Genomic DNA, 16,712 nt, shown 5'->3' on the forward strand with positions numbered 1-16,712 from the left:
TTACGAATTACGAATTACGAATTACGAATTACGAATTACGAATTACGAATTACGAATTACGAATGTAATTGATTATACACATTTATAATAACGCTCTTTCATTCGGAATCAGGTCCTCGGAATTCGCAATGATTTTACCATTGATTCGGATCGGCATTTTTGATATCCGGAACGTATTTTTCAGGAATTTTCCCTTTCAATAAACTTCCTGGCTCTAAACTTGGGAATATTTCTTCGTACGTTCTTGATTCATACAGGAACACACGCCGGTAAATCAAATCGCGGGTGATTTGGTCTCCATGATCCATTCCGGCAGCTCCGATCAGTTCGGCATACGCTTTCACGGTTTCGTTATGGAAGTTGGCTACACGCACTTTCTTGTGGTTGACATTTAATCCTGCTACCAATTGCGGATTTTGCGTTGCAACTCCGGTAGGACAAGTGTTTGTGTTACATTCCAATGCCTGGATACAACCCAGAGCAAGCATCATGGCGCGTGCACAGTTCACAGCGTCAGCACCCAAAGCCATGGCGCGTACAATACTGAATCCGGTAAGAATTTTTCCGGAACCGATAATTTTGATGTGCTGACGGATATTAAACCCGGTTAGCATATTATCCACAAAAGCCAAAGCATCCAAAAATGGTGCTCCTACATAGTTGCTGAATTCCTGCGGAGCTGCTCCGGTTCCTCCTTCACCACCGTCAACGGTGATAAAATCCGGGTAGATATCCAATTCGATCATCGCTTTACAAATAGCAATGAATTCGCTCTTTTTACCGATACACAATTTGAAACCAACCGGTTTTCCTCCTGATTCCTTACGTAGTAACTGAACAAACTGAACCAGTTCCTTCGGTGTGCTGAATGCAGAGTGGTAAGGAGGTGAATATACGGTTGTAAAAGGTTTTACGTGTCGGATTGCTGCAATTTCTTCTGTGTTTTTCTTCGCCGGAAGAATTCCTCCATGTCCTGGTTTTGCTCCCTGAGATAATTTAATCTCGATCATTTTTACCTGTGGCAAATGTGCATTTTTCCGGAATGTATCAATGCTGAAACCTCCGTCCATATCGCGCGCGCCGAAATATCCCGTACCAATTTGCCAAATCAGATCTCCGCCGTTTTTCAGGTGGTAAGATGAAATTCCACCTTCACCGGTGTTGTGTGCGAAATCTCCCAGTTTTGCTCCTGCATTCAATGCTTCAACCGCTGCTGTAGACAAGGAGCCGAAACTCATGGCGCTGATATTCATAATGCTGGCGCTGTATGGCTGCGTACAATCTTTATTTCCGATCAAAACCCGCGGATTCTGATTGATGGAATCGAAATCTTTTGGTTTGATGCTGTGCGTCATCCACTCGTAACCTTCCTTATAAACGTCATTTTGTGTTCCGAAAGGCATGGAATCCGTTTCTTTTTTAGCCCGTTGATAAACCGTACTTCTGTCAATGCGGTTAATCGGCATTCCGTCTGTATCACTTTCGATGAAGTACTGATACATTTTAGGTCTCAAGGCTTCCATCACCCAGCGAAGTCTTCCGAAAATCGGGAAGTTACGCATCAATGTGTGTTTTTTCTGGAAGAAATCCACGTAGCCGATGATGATCGGAATGAGCAGTACGCCTAAGATGTACCACCATCCTGTCCAAAAATAATAACCGGCCAATCCGAGCGCTAATACGATCAGGATACTTGTAATGACGAATTTTGTTCTCAAGGGTGAAAATTTTAAAACTTACAAACGCCGAAGGTAGGGTTTTATAACCATTCCAGGGTAGATAAAATTGCTAAAAAACCTTAGAAAATTCAAGCATTTCTATAATTTACACAAGACTCTAAATGAAAAGCGGAATTCGGAAGATCATCAGTAATCAATTGTCTGAACATTATCCTGTCCCGGAATCACTTCAAAGTTCACAGAGTAGGAATTTACAACTCCATTTCGTTTCACGGTATAATGGGTGGAAATCGTTCCCATTGGCATTATAGAGAAAGAAGGATTATAAAAGTTGAGATCGCATCCGGTGAAGATCTTATCAATGCCCGAAAAAGGAGACCCGACCTGGTTTGTCTGGTTAATAATGAGGGTGTCTCCGGGGCCCTGGCAATTTACATTATTAAGCACCAGTTTGTAAAGTCCTGCGGGCACCATTTCAAAATCCACCTGGTTCTTTTTCCCTTTCTTTATTTCATAAGCGCTTGGGCCGACTATGAAGTAATAATCGTCCTTATTTAATCGGACAAAAACCTTTTTGAAAGCGTTGGCCAGATCTTCCATCTTGTAATAACCATTTTCATCTGTCGTGGTTTGTTTTAAGATTTTTGGGTCGGGCGGGGGACTTCCTACATAGATATCTGTTTTGAGGCGATAAATTTTGAGTGACGCATTGGGAATTCCTTCGCCGGTAATGGCATGGTATACATGTCCTTCAACATAGACATTCTTCCCGAATTTGGTGCAGGTACTTACTGTTAGAAGAAGCAAAGCGGCTGCAAAAGTAAGATTCAGTTTCATGGAATAATTGGTTCATTACTAAATAGTGATAACAGGATAAACGTAAATACTCCAGAAATGGTTAGATACACGTTGTGTTTTTATCGGAATGATCCGGAGAGTGGGGTAGGAAATCACCGGATTCAATGGTACGTGGGGAGTACCCATTTGGTGATCCGAAAACTTGAAACGGGATGGAAATTTGTTTTTTCAACGTGAAATTGCCATATCGCAATCCCGATAGCTATCGGGATGCGAAACCTCAGTAAAATCAAGGCTTATAGAAGTGAAAATGTCAATTTGCCAATTTGCCTGTTTGCCATTTGGCAAACCGCTAATAAATGTGATTAATAAGTAATCACCTGTAAATCAAATACTTCTGGCGAGTTTTCAAAAATGCCTGAATTCCCACTTTCCACGTTTCCTTGATTTCCTTTGCACTCATCCCGGATTTCAATTGTGAACGAAGCGTCGAATTCCCTGCCAGGCGATCGAAAAAGTTCCGTTGATTGATAAAGTCAATGCTGTCTCCCAACTGGTCGCGGGCATTGATCAACCAGTTCAGATTAATCTCATACATCCGTCTGTTCTGACTGGCTCTTAAATCATACCCATTACACGTGCGATTCTGCCACAAAGGATCTTTTGCCCCGGTTGTAGGCATTGGAATAAAGGTGAAATTGGTTTTTCTGAAACTCGGATGACCATACATTTCAAAAGGTCGTTCCGTTCCCCGACCAACACTCACGGTAGTTGCTTCGAAAAAACAAAGACTCGGATACAGGTTAATTGCCAGATCCGTTCGGAGATTCGGAGAAGGTGGAATGGCGATTTCAAATTTTGTTTTGTGCGTGTAATTTCTGCAGGGAACAATATACATCTGACAAGTCACATTGTTGTGCAGCCAGAATTCTCCGTTGATCATCAACGCGTATTCCCCGATAGTCATACCATATACAGTAGGAACGGGATGCATTCCGATAAAAGAAGTCTGATCTTTTTCCAGAATTGGTCCATCCACATAATGCGCATTCGGATTCGGGCGATCGAGAACAATCAATGGTTTGTTGTTTTCTGCGCAAGCTTCCATGACATAATGAAGTGTGGAAATATACGTATAGAAACGAACGCCAACATCCTGAATGTCAAACAAAACAATATCTACATCCCACAACTGATCGGCGCGTGGTTTTTTATTGCTTCCGTAAAGCGAAACGATCGGTAATCCGGTAACCGGGTCCTGGTGACTCCAGACTTTTTCACCCGCGTCTGCAGTTCCTCTGAAACCGTGTTCCGGAGCAAACACTTTTTGAATACGAATTCCCAGTGAAAGTAAGGTGTCAACGAGGTGTTTTTCACCCAATGCGGAAGACTGATTCGCAACAACCGCCACACGTTTACCTCTCAAGGAATCCAGGTACAAATCCATCCGGCTGTTTCCCAATTGTAAATTGGGCAGCTTTTCGATTCCGTACGCATCATATTTGATTTCATCATCAATCGGTTGAATAATCTGGTACTCTTTTGCCTTATCGGTAGGAGGAGTTGTAGCAGCCGGGATGCTGTTTTTTTTTGTGGCACATGAGGCAAGGAAAAGCAAAATAATACTTTTCAACGCCAAAAGCTTTATGTACTTTCGTATCCGCATGAGCAATAATTGGAATTATATATTTTTCATAGCTAAAAAACTTCAACGTAAACAAACTGTTGCGGATGACTCATTGCAGGGCAATAAAAAAGCGGCAAAACCCATTACGAGGATTGCTGTACTTAGTATTTCGCTTGCAATGATTGTAAACATCGTCACAATTGCAGTGGTTGAAGGATTCCAACAAGAAGTGAGCCGTAAAGTTATAGGTTTTGGTTCACATATCTCCATTCAAAAGCAAGGAGAAATTTCATTGATGGAATCAGCACCCATGATGAAGAGCGAAAAACTGGAACAAGCGCTTCAACGAATTGATGGGGTAACACATTTTCAGTCAGTTGCTTATAAGCCGGCATTGTTGCAGTCACGGGGAGATGTGGAACAAAAAGAAATCCTTGGAGTGGTGTTAAAAGGAGTCGATAAAAAATACGATTGGTCTTTTTTTAAAACCTATCTCAAAGAAGGTCAGATTCCTGCCTTTAAAGATCCTACATCAAATGAAGTATTGATCTCACGACGTATTGCCAACGATTTACATTACAAACTCGGAGATACGGTCAATGCCTACTTTGTGAAACAAAAACCGATTCAACGACAGTTCCGCATTGTAGGAATTTATGAAACGGGTCTGGAAGATTTTGATAAAGAACTGGTTTTTTGTTACCTCCCGCAGGTTCAGCAGCTGAACGATTGGGGAATCAGTTCGGAAATCACGGTTGACGATACGCTGAGTTACGGCGATTTGATTATCCGTGCGCAAGTTTCGGGTGGAAACGGGAATTACCGTTACGATTGGGGAAAAGGCTTCGAACAATATGCAGGATTTCCGTTTTGTCCCACAAAAGATACGGTGATCCGGCTCATTGTTGCGGATTATTATATTTCCATGGATGAACCAACCGGAAGCCTGGATTTGAGAGACGGGGAAACTGCCATTCCGGATACTTCTTATTTAGAAATTAAAGTTCGCGGAGAGAAAGGTGCGGCTTGTTTGTTCCGCCAGGATTCGGAAGGAAATCTGAAAAAACAGTTCTTAGACAAAAACGGTTATCATTACCAATTGAGTTCGGGAACCAAAATGGTCGAAATCGAATCCTTTCCCGGAAAAGGATCGTATCAGAATTACATCAGTTCGTATGAATTGAGTGTCGAAGACTTTTCGGATATCGAAAATCAGAAATACAAGATCAAAAAAGCGGTGCTTTTCAACCCGGATTTTCAACAACAGGTGAAAGTGGGCAGTATCAAAGACAATCAGCGCGATTTGTTTATGTGGCTGAGTTTCCTGGATGTGAACCTGGCAATTGTTTTGATTTTGATGCTGATTATCGGAATTGTGAACATGGGTTCTGCTTTATTGGTGCTGATTTTGGTTCGAACCAATTTCATCGGAATTCTGAAAGCACTTGGAGCAAGCAATTTGTTCGTTCGGAAGGTGTTTTTAGTGCATACCGGGCAGTTGATTCTGAAAGGAATGTTGTGGGGAAATCTCATCGGAATCGGCCTCTGCTGGCTGCAATACCAGTTTCAAATCATTCCGCTCGACCCGAAAGTGTATTACCTCAATACCGTTCCGATTGAATTTAATTTGTGGAAAATCGGACTGTTGAATATCATCACTTTGGGAGTTTGCTTGATCGCACTTTTTGTTCCTTCACTGCTGATCAGCAGAATCAATCCGGCTAAATCCATCCGATTTAAATAAGCCGTTTAATACATAATTCGACCATTTCCCGATAATTTGGCAATTTCGGCACCGATAAATCGTTATTTTTGAACGACTATAATATCATGAGAAACTGTATTTTACTTGCCTTTTTATTTCTTTGCAACTTCTACGGAATGAGTCAGAGAAATGTGCGTGACAGCGCGATTGCTACTCCATGGATTGCATTGCATTACGGACTAAACGCTCCCGGAGGAGATCTGAAAGAACGTTTCGGGCCCATTAACCACGTGGGTGTTATGGGGGGATATAAAACTTCGAAAAACTGGGTTTACGGATTAGACGGAAATTTTATGTTTGGCGGTAAAGTGAAAATTCCCAACATGTTCGCTCATTTGGCTGATTCTTACGGAAACATTACGGATGTAAACGGAGATATTGCCACGGTGGTCGTGAATATGCGCGGGTTCAATGTGAATACAATGGTCGGGAAAGTATTTCCGGTTTTTGGTTCCAACAAGAATTCCGGGATTTATGTTCATGGTGGAGTAGGTTATGTGCAATACAAAGCGCGGATTGAAACTCAGGAACAGGTTATTCCGACTTTGGAGTTGAAATACCGTAAAGGATACGACAGATATACAACCGGGTTGAATTTTCATCAATTTGTAGGATATGCATTCATGGCAAACCAGGGATTTGTGAATTTCTATGGCGGATTTTACATCCAGGAAGGTTTGACATATAATCGGCGGGATGTCTTTTTTGATCAGCCGGATGTACCGGTTTCTAAAGCGCAAAGATTAGATTTGCAATACGGATTTAAAGTCGGTTGGTTTGTACCGATTTACAAAAGAAAGCCGAAAGATTATTATTTTGAGTAAATGAGATTATTCTACGGATTTGGAATTCGAAGCTTTTTCGCAGTCATGTGGATGGCTTCCTGGTTTCATCCAAAAGCAAAAAAATGGATTGCTGGAAGAAGAATTCCGCTAGATACTTACCGGATTCCGAAAAACAAGGAACTGGTTTGGTTTCATTGCGCTTCTTTAGGAGAATTTGATCAGGGACTTCCTGTCATGAACGCTTATAAACAGGCTTTCCCGGATTCTTTTTTGCTGGTCACATTTTTCAGCCCTTCGGGAATGGAATTCTACAACAAGCGCGATCACCAGGTAGATTTGGCGCTTTATCTTCCCTTGGACACGAAACGAAAAGCAAAGAAATTCGTAGCTCATTTCAATCCGAAATCCGTGTTTTTCGTGAAATACGAATTTTGGTATAACCATTTGAAATGTGCCAGAAGAAACGGAGCCAAAATCTATGGAGTCAGCAGTTTGTTCAGACCCACGCATCGTTTCTTTAAGTGGTACGGTGGATTTTTCCGGCAAGCACTTCGTCTTTTCGATCATTTTTACACACAGGATATCCGGTCAAAAGATTTGCTTAACAGCATCGGGATTGATCAGGTAACAGTGACGGGAGATACGCGCTACGACAGAATGATCGCCGTGAAAGAGAAAAGCCGGGAAAATGAAATTATCCGGTCTTTCGTAGAGAATAGTCCGGTTTTGATCCTGGGAAGTTCCTGGACCATTGATGAAGAAATCCTCATTCCGGCCTTGTTCGAATTGAGACAGAAATTCAAGATTATCATTGCGCCGCACGACATTTCTGAGAAACACATCGAACAGATCTCAGCTGAATTTGATCACGACCCGGAGCGCTACACCAACTTTCAGAATTTGGGAAGAGATATTCTGATTCTGGACACGATCGGTCAGTTGACCAATGCCTATCAATATGCCGATCTGGCTTACATCGGAGGAGGATTTACAGGAAAACTGCATAATATACTCGAACCGGGTGCTTTTGGAATTCCGATCTTTTTCGGTCCGAAATATTCCCGTTTTCCGGAAGCCCAATTGTTTATTGATCACGGAGTGGCATTCACAGTGGAAGACAGCTACAGTTTTGAAAAAGCAGTGGAAGAAGCCAGTGGAAAACGTGCTCAGATCAATGAAAAACTCAGCGAGATATTCGCGAAAAATCAGGGGGCAGCACAGAAGATTATTAACCACATAGGATCATAGGGCACATAGTTGGCAGATTTGCTGCTTTTTTATCACGATCCCGATAGCTATCAGGAGCATTAAGAACGCAAAGAGTATAGCATGTGCAGTGTGAATTAACCGCATAAGAAAAACAACACTTACCCACAAGTTCTTGTCTTCGCAAAACTTCAGCACCGCAAGGACAACGAAGGCGCATAGGCTACAAAAGGGTATACCATTTTTGGCGATATAGAAACCACATAGGATCAATAAAAACTATGTGCCCTATGATCCTATGTGGTTTTAACTTAGAAGTTCGGGCTCAAATCGTGTGTTTTGTAGAAATCATCCACATACTTCACCGCTTCATCCGCAGTATCAACGATCGTTAAGAAGCGCATGTCGTCCGCTGCAATATTATGTTCTTTTTCAAGCATCACTTTTTGTACCCATTCCACCAAACCGGTCCAATATTCGCGTCCAACCAAAACAACTGGTCTTTTGGTAATTTTTTTGGTTTGAATCAGTGTAATTGCTTCAAAAAGCTCATCCATTGTTCCGAATCCGCCGGGCATCACCACAAAACCTTGAGAATATTTCACAAAAATTACTTTGCGCACAAAGAAGTAATCAAAGTTCAGGTTGCTTTCGCGGTCAACATATTTATTGTGAAATTGCTCGAATGGCAAATCAATATTCAAACCAACTGATTTTCCTCCGCCTTGTTGAGCTCCGCGGTTTCCGGCCTCCATAATTCCGGGACCACCGCCGGTAATAATTCCATAACCGGCTCTTGCCAGTTTTTCCGCAATTTCTACACTCAGGTGATAGTATTTATTCTCTTCCTTGGTTCTTGCTGACCCGAAAATAGAGATACAAGGTCCGATTCGAGCCATGCGCTCATAACCTTCAACAAATTCAGACATTATTTTGAAAATGGCCCAACTATCGTTCGTTTTTATTTCGTTCCAGTCTTTGCGTATTGCGTTCATTTGAAATTTTTAAGCGGTAAATCGCGTTTTCAGTAAAAATAAAGTTCTTCGCTAAGAATAAGGTGCTGTTCCTGAATAATTATGAACCTTTTAACGTTTATAAGGAACTATAACGTTTTTTTCCGGCGTAATGCACGCAATTTATTCTTACAACTAGATAAATAGTTATGAAATTGATTTTCAATCAGTTAAATATGATTGTTGATCGGGTTTTTTAATAGATTCATCGACGAATGATTAAATTTAAACGTTAAAAATTTGGATCGTGTTAAATTTTTTCATAACGTTGATTAGCCTTAATTACGACTATTTATGAAGACGACCATTAGTGGACTTTTTGGTTTTTAGGTACGCGTAACTGAGGGAACTAAAAACTATGATTATGACCGTTATTTACTCGAATCGAGGCAGGATTCTTATGTCCTTACTCTTCAGCTCCTTCCTCATTACTACCACCCAGGCACAATGTCCGGGATCTAACACCAACTACGTCAATCCAGAGGTTAGTTTAAACAATGCCGCCGGAGGAACAGATCCATGGAACAATCCCGGGAATGCACTAACTGATAACAACAGTTATGCAACACTTTCAAACGCCGCATTATTAATTGGAGGAACCGTAAGGAGTTCCAATTTCCTGGTTTTGCGAAATCTGAATCTGAATGTGCCCGTAAATGCCCAAATCTGTGGTGTACAGGTCGAAGTTCGAAAGTTCAGTTCCGACAACAATGGTTCAAACTGGACAAGGGATTTGGATATCCGGATTCTGAAGAATAACCAGATTACCGGAACCAATCACGCAAATACAGGAGTCAACTGGCCGACTGCGGAAACAGTATTTACTTACGGAACCAACTCGGATCTTTGGGGAACAACCCTGAACGGAATGGACGTAAGCAGTAATGGATTCGGAGTTGCTATCGCCTGCGAATCACGGGCAGCAGGACTATTGCTTCCAACAGTTATTTCATATATTGATGCTGTCCGCATTCGGGTATATTATTATGTTCCTACAAGTGATTCAGATCACGATGGAATTCCGGATGTAAGTGATATTGATTGGGATGGTGATGGTGTTGCCAACAATGCAGAATTAACACCCTGCACTGCAACTGTTAATTTACCAATGACGGCGCAATCAGATCCGACACTCTACTATCCGACTATCGGAGGAGTTTCCGCAAATGTGATTACGAGAAGTACCGCCGGGGCAGGAGTCATTAATTTCAATATTTCAGAAAACTATTCTGCTGTAACCGGCCTGGAAATATATACGGAGCAGGATGTGGTAACGGCTGGAGACCAATCCATCCAGGTTTTGAGATTTAGTCAGCCGGTGAGCAATTTGTCTTTCAAGATTCAGGATGTCGATATTGCAGCAGGGCAGTTTCAGGATGCGCTCACGGTGAATGCTTATTCATTCGGGCAATTGTATCAACTGACAGCTGCAGATTATACAATCGGTACAGGAAATTTCAACATGTACAATGGTGGTAATCAATTCAGGGGATTGGTTGCAATGGATAATACGGAATTAAACGGAACCATTACGGTTTCCATTCCGGCTTTAGTGGATTCTGTGAGATTTGTTTATGGAAACCTGGATCCGGCACTCGGAAATCAGGGGTACGGAATCGGTGAAATCAAATTCTGTTCACCTTCCGCTTCTTCACAGGATTTTGACAACGATGGGAAACCGGATTGGAAAGATCAGGATTCGGACAACGACGGAATTCTTGATTTATATGAATACCAGACATCCGCAGGATTTATCCCGCCAACAGGATTGGATTCGGATAATGACGGATTGGACAATGCGTACGATGTAAGTACGGGTGGAACCTTGATTGTACCTGTAAACACGGACGGAACAGATAATCCGGATTACATTGATCTCGATTCTGATAATGACGGATTCCCGGATCAGTTGGAAGGAAATGATGCAAACCACAATTGTGTGGCAGACTTCAATTTAGTGAATATTGATACGGATAACGACGGATTGGATAATGCATACGATCCGGATAACGGTGGAACACCTGCACCAAGACAAGATACGGATGGCGATGGTTTACCGGATTGGAGAGAAAATACGGTACCAACCACTGCAGCGGCAGGAAATGACCAAAGCGGATGTGCCGCATCTTATGTAATGGCTGCAAACGTTCCGGCCTCAGGGCAAGGATATTGGTCTTTAATCTCAGGAGCAGGTACATTCTCAAACATTCACGCCCCCAATGCAACCGTTTCCGGTTTGAACAGCGGGACGAATACCTATAACTGGGTGATTTACACCGATGGTTGTCATTCCTCATCCGATCAGATTTCGATTAATCAAAGCACACCGATTTCAACTCCGAGTGCCATGAGTAACGGTCCTTTATGTGAAGGTGCAACGCTGAATCTGACGACTCCTGCGGTAACAAATGCAAGTTATTCCTGGACCGGTCCGAATGGATTTACCAGTTCCTTGCAAAACCCGACACTTACGAATATTACGGTTGCCAATGCCGGAATTTATAATGTGACTATCTCCGTTTCGGGATGTAGTTCTGCAGCAGGAAGTACGACATTGGTTGTCAATCCGGCACCGATCGCGCCAACTGTTTCCAGTAACAGTCCGGTTTGTCAGGGAAATACAATCAATTTAACAGCCCCTTTGATAGCAGGTGCAACTTATTCGTGGTCGGGACCTGCAGGATTCAGTTCTACACTGCAGAATCCGACCATTGCATCGGCAGCTTTGAGCAATGCGGGAACTTATTCGTTACAGATAACAAGCGGTGGTTGTTCGTCTACAACTCCGGGTTCAACAAACGTAGTTGTGAACCCGATGCCAACTGCGGCAACAGCTTCCAGTAATTCACCTGTTTGTCAGAATGCAGGTATCAATCTGGCGGCAACAACTGTTTCAGGAGCAAGTTATTTCTGGACGGGACCAAACAGTTTCACAAGTACGGATCAGAATCCGGTGATTCCAAATGCACAGGCAGTTAATGCCGGAACCTATTCCGTTACGACAAGTGTGAATGGTTGCAGCTCCACTGCGAGCACAACAACCGTTACAATCAATCCGAGTCCGGTTATTGCACTGGGAACAATTACGAACCCGACCACCTGTTCATCCACAAATGGAAGCATCCAGGTTACGGGATCAGGAACAGGAAACCTGATTTGGACAGGAACCAGTTCCGGTAGTCAGATGGGAATTACCTTACCTGCAACGATTCCGAACTTAGGTTCAGGATCTTATTCCATTCATTTGGAAGTAGCATCCGGCTGTTCGTCTAATACATTGGTTCAAACATTGAGCGGACCGAGTGCTCCGGCAACTCCGACAGTCACTCCGGGCGGACCAACAACATTTTGCTCAGGTGGTTCTGTGACTTTAACATCTTCCGCTGCAACAACGTATTTATGGTCGACAGGGGAAACAACGCAATCCATTACGGTTTCTGCCGGTGGAACTTATAGCGTAACAGTCGGTAACGGTTCAGGTTGTGTGGCTACTTCGGCCAATACACCTGTAACGGTGAATCCTTCTCCAGGTGTTCCGGTGATTCTGGCTGGCGGACCGACAACATTCTGTATCGGTGGTTCGGTTGTGCTCACATCTTCAGCGGCATCCGGAAATACCTGGTCTACCAGTGCAACAACGCAATCAATTACCGTTTCCACTTCGGGAACATATACCGTAACAGTTTCAAATGGAACGTGCAGCTCTACAAGTACCGGTACAACTATTTCGGTGAACCCGCCACCAGCAACGCCAACAATTACTCCCGGCGGGCCAACAACTTTCTGCTCAGGATCTTCAGTTGTATTGACATCTTCCGCTCCTTCAGGAAATACCTGGTCAACAGGAGAAACAACCAATTCGATTACGGTTTCAACAAGTGGTTCATATACCGTGAGTGTTGGTTCGGGAAGTTGTACGGCAACTTCTGCTCCGACAACCATTACGGTGAACCCAGCTCCTGTAGCAACCATTACTCCGGGTGGACCGACTGCTTTCTGTGCCGGCGGATCAGTTACGCTAACCGCTTCAGTGGGGACGGGTTATTTGTGGTCTGATGGTTCAACAACACAATCAATTACGGTTTCAACTTCCGGATCCTATACCGTAACAGTTACTTCGAGTGGTTGCAGCACAACAAGTGCTCCTACGACGGTAACAGTAAATCCAACTCCGGCAACACCGACCATTACACCGGTCGGACCGATAACATTCTGTTTGGGAAGTTCGGTTACTTTGACATCTTCTGCAGGAAGTTCTTATTTGTGGTCTGATGGTTCAACATCACAGGCAATTACGGTTTCAAACTCCGGTTCTTATACAGTAACAATTACAAACGGCGGTTGTAGCGCAACAAGTGCTCCGACATCTGTAACTGTGAACCCGACACCCGGAATTCCAACGATTACAGTAAATGGCCCGACGAGTTTCTGTGCGGGAGATTCTGTGGAATTAATCTCTTCTGCGGCTACTTCCTATTTGTGGTCTGATGGTTCAACAACGCAATCTATTTGGGTGAATACAGGAGGAAGCTTTACGGTAACGGTTTCAAACGGAATGTGTTCTTCTCAACCTTCTGTGCCGGTAGCGGTGACTATGATTAACTGTAACGTGGACACGGATGGCGATGGCTTATCCGATTTCGATGAAGTGAATAATACGGGAACAGATCCGAACAATCCGGATACGGACGGTGATGGATACAATGATGGTCATGAGGTGAATTTTGGCTCTGATCCGTTGAATCCATGTGATCCGAATCCGACCAACCCGGTATGTGATATTGATGGTGACGGATTAACCAATGGCCAGGAAGCAACGGCAGGAACGGATCCGAATAATCCGGATACGGATGGTGACGGTGTTTTGGATGGTGAAGAAGTTACTGGAATAAATGATCCTTCAACACCTTACACACCAACAGGAACTTCCGATCCGTTGGATGCATGTGATCCGATCAATACGAGCCCTGCCTGCGACAGTGACGGCGATGGCTTGTCGAATGGAGATGAAGCAACAGTTGGGACGGATCCGAATAACCCGGATACAGATGGTGACGGTTATTCGGACGGATATGAAGTGGGCCACGGTTCCAATCCGTTAGATCCATGTGATCCGAATAATAATAGTATAACTTGTGATAGCGATGGCGACGGATTAACGAATGGCGACGAGGCAACAGCCGGAACGAATCCGAATAATCCGGACACAGATGGTGACGGCGTGTTAGATGGAGAAGAAGTTCACGGAACAGATGATCCTTCAACACCGTATGTTCCTACCGGAACCTCCAATCCATTAGATCCGTGTGATCCGTTGGCAACAAGTTTGGCTTGTGACGGCGATAGTGATGGCGTTTCAAATGGGGATGAAGCAACAAACGGAACCAATCCGAATGATCCGGATACGGATGGAGATGGTGTTACAGACGGAGAAGAAATCCACGGAGTGGACGATCCTTCCACACCATATGTTCCGACAGGAACTTCCGATCCGCTTGATCCGTGTGATCCGCTGCCGCATTCGATAGCTTGTAATCCGTATAGCGGTGATCCAAGCCTTGTGATTGTGCCTGAAGGGTTCTCGCCAAATGGTGATAATTCCAATGAAACACTGATTATTCCGAATCTGGATAAATTCCCGAACAACAAACTCAAAGTGTTCAACCGTTGGGGAGCAGAGGTTTACAAAGCGAGTCCTTATCTCAATGACTGGGATGGAACCATGCAAGGTAAAAACGCTGTTGGAAAAGATGTATTACCGGAAGGTACTTACTTCTATATTCTTGAATTAGGCGGAGATAAAGTAGTGAAAGGTTACACCTATATAACTCGTTAATCATGAAAAGTAGAATCATATTATCAGCATTCATTGTTTTAGGATTAAATCAATTGCATGCGCAACAAGAAGCCGCTTATACGCATTACATGTATAATACGCTTGTGATAAATCCTGCTTATGCGGGAAGCCGGGATGCTTTGACTTTCACTGCATTGGGAAGATTCCAATGGGTTGGGTTTAAAGGAGCACCGACAACACAAACATTTACAGCCCATACTCCGATTGCCAAAAAGAATATCGGTCTCGGGTTGAGTGTGATGAATGATAAAATCGGACCTACAAACAATACATCATTGAATGTGGATTTCGCCTATCGATTAAAGTTATCTACCAAAGCCCGTCTATGTTTCGGAGTCAACGGAGGCTTTAACAGCTTCTCAGCTAATGTCAATACCCTGACATTAGCTGATCCGAACGACGTGTCTTTTATGAGTAATATGAGGGGAAAAATGCTTCCGAGTTTAGGAGCCGGAATTTATTTCCAGATGCCTAATTTCTACGTGGGGGCATCCGTACCATCCATTTTGGAAAACAACTTGTTTGCAACAGGAAGTAATTCCTCGGTGGATCTTTCCAAAGAGAGAAGACACTATTACTTTATTGCAGGTGCGGTGTTCACACTTTCTCCTTCCGTTAAATTCAAGCCTACGGCCCTGGCAAAAATTGTTCAGAATGCGCCTTTTCAATTGGATTTTACGGGAACATTTATGTTGAGAGACCTGATCGACCTTGGAGTGATGTATCGGACAGGAGATGGAGTAGGAGCATTGCTGGGAGTTCATATTTCTTCGCAATTGCTTTTCGGATATTCGTTTGACTGGTCTACAGGAGTCAGAACCGGCAAGTACAACGGAGGAAGTCATGAGCTGATGCTGCGCTATGATTTGCTGTTTAACAACGATGGAAAAATTAAATCACCCAGATACTTCTAACGATGAAAAGATTGATACTATTTGCTGTTTCATGCTTACTGATTAGTTGGGCATCAGCACAGGATAAGAATGAGATTATCGGAACAAAACAATTGAATATGTACGATTATTATGCATCCGTTCACACACTTGAAAAAGTGAAGGACAAAGATGCCGGAGTATTGCGGAAATTGGCTTTGGGTTACGATAAAATCGGGGAATATGACAAGGCGGAATCATGCTATGCGGCTGTTTGCAAACGCATGGACCGGATTCCGAACGACCATTTGGAATATGCCCGGATGTTGATGAAAAACGAAAAATATGTGGAGGCAGAAACTCAATTGAAGATTTATTCCGAATTGAATCCGAAAGATAGTGAAATGGATCGTTTCAGATTATTGAACGAATCATTGGCAAAATTTTCAACTCAGGGGGTTGCGATAAAGGTTCAGAATGCTCCGTTCAATACGGAACAGGAGGATTTTGGACCTGCAATCCATGACGGAAAGCTGTACTTTACTTCTTCGAGAAGAAAAAGCGAGGCGGTGAACAGAACCTGGCTCGGAAACCGGCTTTCTTTCCTGGACATTTATCAGGCAGATATTAATCCTTCAGACAATAATGTAAGCAATATTAAAGCGGTTAAAAACAAAAAGGTCAACAAGAAATATCACGAAGGGCCGGTTGCTTTTGCTCCCGATGGAAAAAGTGTGTTTATTACCCGGAATAATTACAACGAAAAGGCCATCGACGGAACACGGCTTTTCTCCTTGTATGTTTCAAAATTGGATGGGGAAACCTGGTCTGAACCGGAACCGGTTCCGTTTAACAGCAACGATTACAGTGTTGGTCATGCAACGCTTTCACCGGACGGAAAAATGCTCTTTTTTGCTTCGGATATGCCGGGAGGAAAAGGTGGTGTGGATATTTACCGCTCGAAATGGGTAGACGGAAGCTGGTCAATCCCGGAAAACATGTCGTCGATCAATACTTCGGGAAATGAAATGTTTCCTTTCTTTCACGAATCGGGGGCTTTCTTCTTTTCTTCGGATGGATCAGCAGGTTATGGCGGGCTGGATGTTTTCG

General features: G+C 43.3%; 9 protein-coding genes and 1 pseudogene. 6 read left to right on the forward strand and 4 right to left on the reverse strand.

Annotated features, from left to right (window positions below; all coding sequences use genetic code 11):
* Positions 1–134: 134 nt before the first annotated feature.
* From Q1V93_RS02310 to Q1V93_RS02320, 3 genes are all read right to left on the reverse strand, one after another.
* Complete coding sequence (locus Q1V93_RS02310) at positions 135–1,718, reverse strand: FMN-binding glutamate synthase family protein (RefSeq protein WP_300660865.1); 1,584 nt, start codon at positions 1,716–1,718, stop codon at positions 135–137.
* Positions 1,719–1,865: 147 nt separating this feature from the next.
* The gene (locus tag Q1V93_RS02315) at positions 1,866–2,516 is read right to left on the reverse strand and encodes a hypothetical protein (RefSeq protein ID WP_300660867.1); all 651 of its coding nucleotides are present in this window, start codon (positions 2,514–2,516) and stop codon (positions 1,866–1,868) included.
* Positions 2,517–2,853: 337 nt separating this feature from the next.
* Complete coding sequence (locus tag Q1V93_RS02320) at positions 2,854–4,110, reverse strand: DUF1343 domain-containing protein (RefSeq protein WP_300660869.1); 1,257 nt, start codon at positions 4,108–4,110, stop codon at positions 2,854–2,856.
* A gap of 31 nt (positions 4,111–4,141) precedes the next feature.
* Between Q1V93_RS02320 and Q1V93_RS02325 the strand changes: the two genes are divergently transcribed.
* The 3 genes from Q1V93_RS02325 to Q1V93_RS02335 all read left to right on the forward strand — a co-directional run bounded on the left by Q1V93_RS02325 (position 4,142) and on the right by Q1V93_RS02335 (position 7,902).
* On the forward strand, positions 4,142–5,848 hold the full coding sequence (locus Q1V93_RS02325) for an FtsX-like permease family protein (RefSeq protein WP_300660883.1): 1,707 nt from the start codon (positions 4,142–4,144) through the stop codon (positions 5,846–5,848).
* Positions 5,849–5,934: 86 nt separating this feature from the next.
* Positions 5,935–6,693: a hypothetical protein gene (locus Q1V93_RS02330; RefSeq protein ID WP_300660871.1), complete on the forward strand. Its 759-nt coding sequence runs from the start codon at positions 5,935–5,937 to the stop codon at positions 6,691–6,693.
* The gene (locus tag Q1V93_RS02335) at positions 6,694–7,902 is read left to right on the forward strand and encodes a glycosyltransferase N-terminal domain-containing protein (RefSeq protein WP_300660873.1); all 1,209 of its coding nucleotides are present in this window, start codon (positions 6,694–6,696) and stop codon (positions 7,900–7,902) included.
* Between the two features lie 269 nt (positions 7,903–8,171).
* On the opposite strand, the gene Q1V93_RS02340 is transcribed toward Q1V93_RS02335, so the two are convergent.
* Positions 8,172–8,855, reverse strand: a complete 684-nt coding sequence (locus tag Q1V93_RS02340; RefSeq protein ID WP_300660875.1) for a TIGR00730 family Rossman fold protein — start codon at positions 8,853–8,855, stop codon at positions 8,172–8,174.
* Between the two features lie 418 nt (positions 8,856–9,273).
* On the opposite strand from Q1V93_RS02340, the gene Q1V93_RS02345 reads away from it, so the two are divergent.
* The 3 genes and pseudogenes from Q1V93_RS02345 to Q1V93_RS02355 form a co-directional block, all read left to right on the forward strand.
* Entirely contained in the window at positions 9,274–14,709 is a 5,436-nt protein-coding gene (locus Q1V93_RS02345) for a gliding motility-associated C-terminal domain-containing protein (RefSeq protein WP_300660877.1), read from the forward strand.
* A 2-nt stretch (positions 14,710–14,711) separates the two neighbouring features.
* On the forward strand, positions 14,712–15,644 hold the full coding sequence (locus Q1V93_RS02350) for a type IX secretion system membrane protein PorP/SprF (RefSeq protein WP_300660879.1): 933 nt from the start codon (positions 14,712–14,714) through the stop codon (positions 15,642–15,644).
* Between the two features lie 2 nt (positions 15,645–15,646).
* Positions 15,647–16,712 (forward strand): annotated as a pseudogene (locus tag Q1V93_RS02355) (hypothetical protein); the annotation flags it as partial.

Source organism: Fluviicola sp. (genome assembly GCF_030151805.1).
Lineage (GTDB): Bacteria > Bacteroidota > Bacteroidia > Flavobacteriales_D > Crocinitomicaceae > Fluviicola.

Excerpts from the sequence above, each read along its gene's own strand:
- Q1V93_RS02315 (WP_300660867.1), bottom strand. The coding sequence starts at position 2,516 with ATGAAACTGAATCTTACTTTTGCAGCCGCTTTGCTTCTTCTAACAGTA.
- Q1V93_RS02325 (WP_300660883.1), top strand. The coding sequence starts at position 4,142 with ATGAGCAATAATTGGAATTATATATTTTTCATAGCTAAAAAACTTCAA.
- Q1V93_RS02330 (WP_300660871.1), top strand. The coding sequence starts at position 5,935 with ATGAGAAACTGTATTTTACTTGCCTTTTTATTTCTTTGCAACTTCTAC.
- Q1V93_RS02335 (WP_300660873.1), top strand. The coding sequence starts at position 6,694 with ATGAGATTATTCTACGGATTTGGAATTCGAAGCTTTTTCGCAGTCATG.
- Q1V93_RS02340 (WP_300660875.1), bottom strand. The coding sequence starts at position 8,855 with ATGAACGCAATACGCAAAGACTGGAACGAAATAAAAACGAACGATAGT.
- Q1V93_RS02345 (WP_300660877.1), top strand. The coding sequence starts at position 9,274 with ATGTCCTTACTCTTCAGCTCCTTCCTCATTACTACCACCCAGGCACAA.
- Q1V93_RS02350 (WP_300660879.1), top strand. The coding sequence starts at position 14,712 with ATGAAAAGTAGAATCATATTATCAGCATTCATTGTTTTAGGATTAAAT.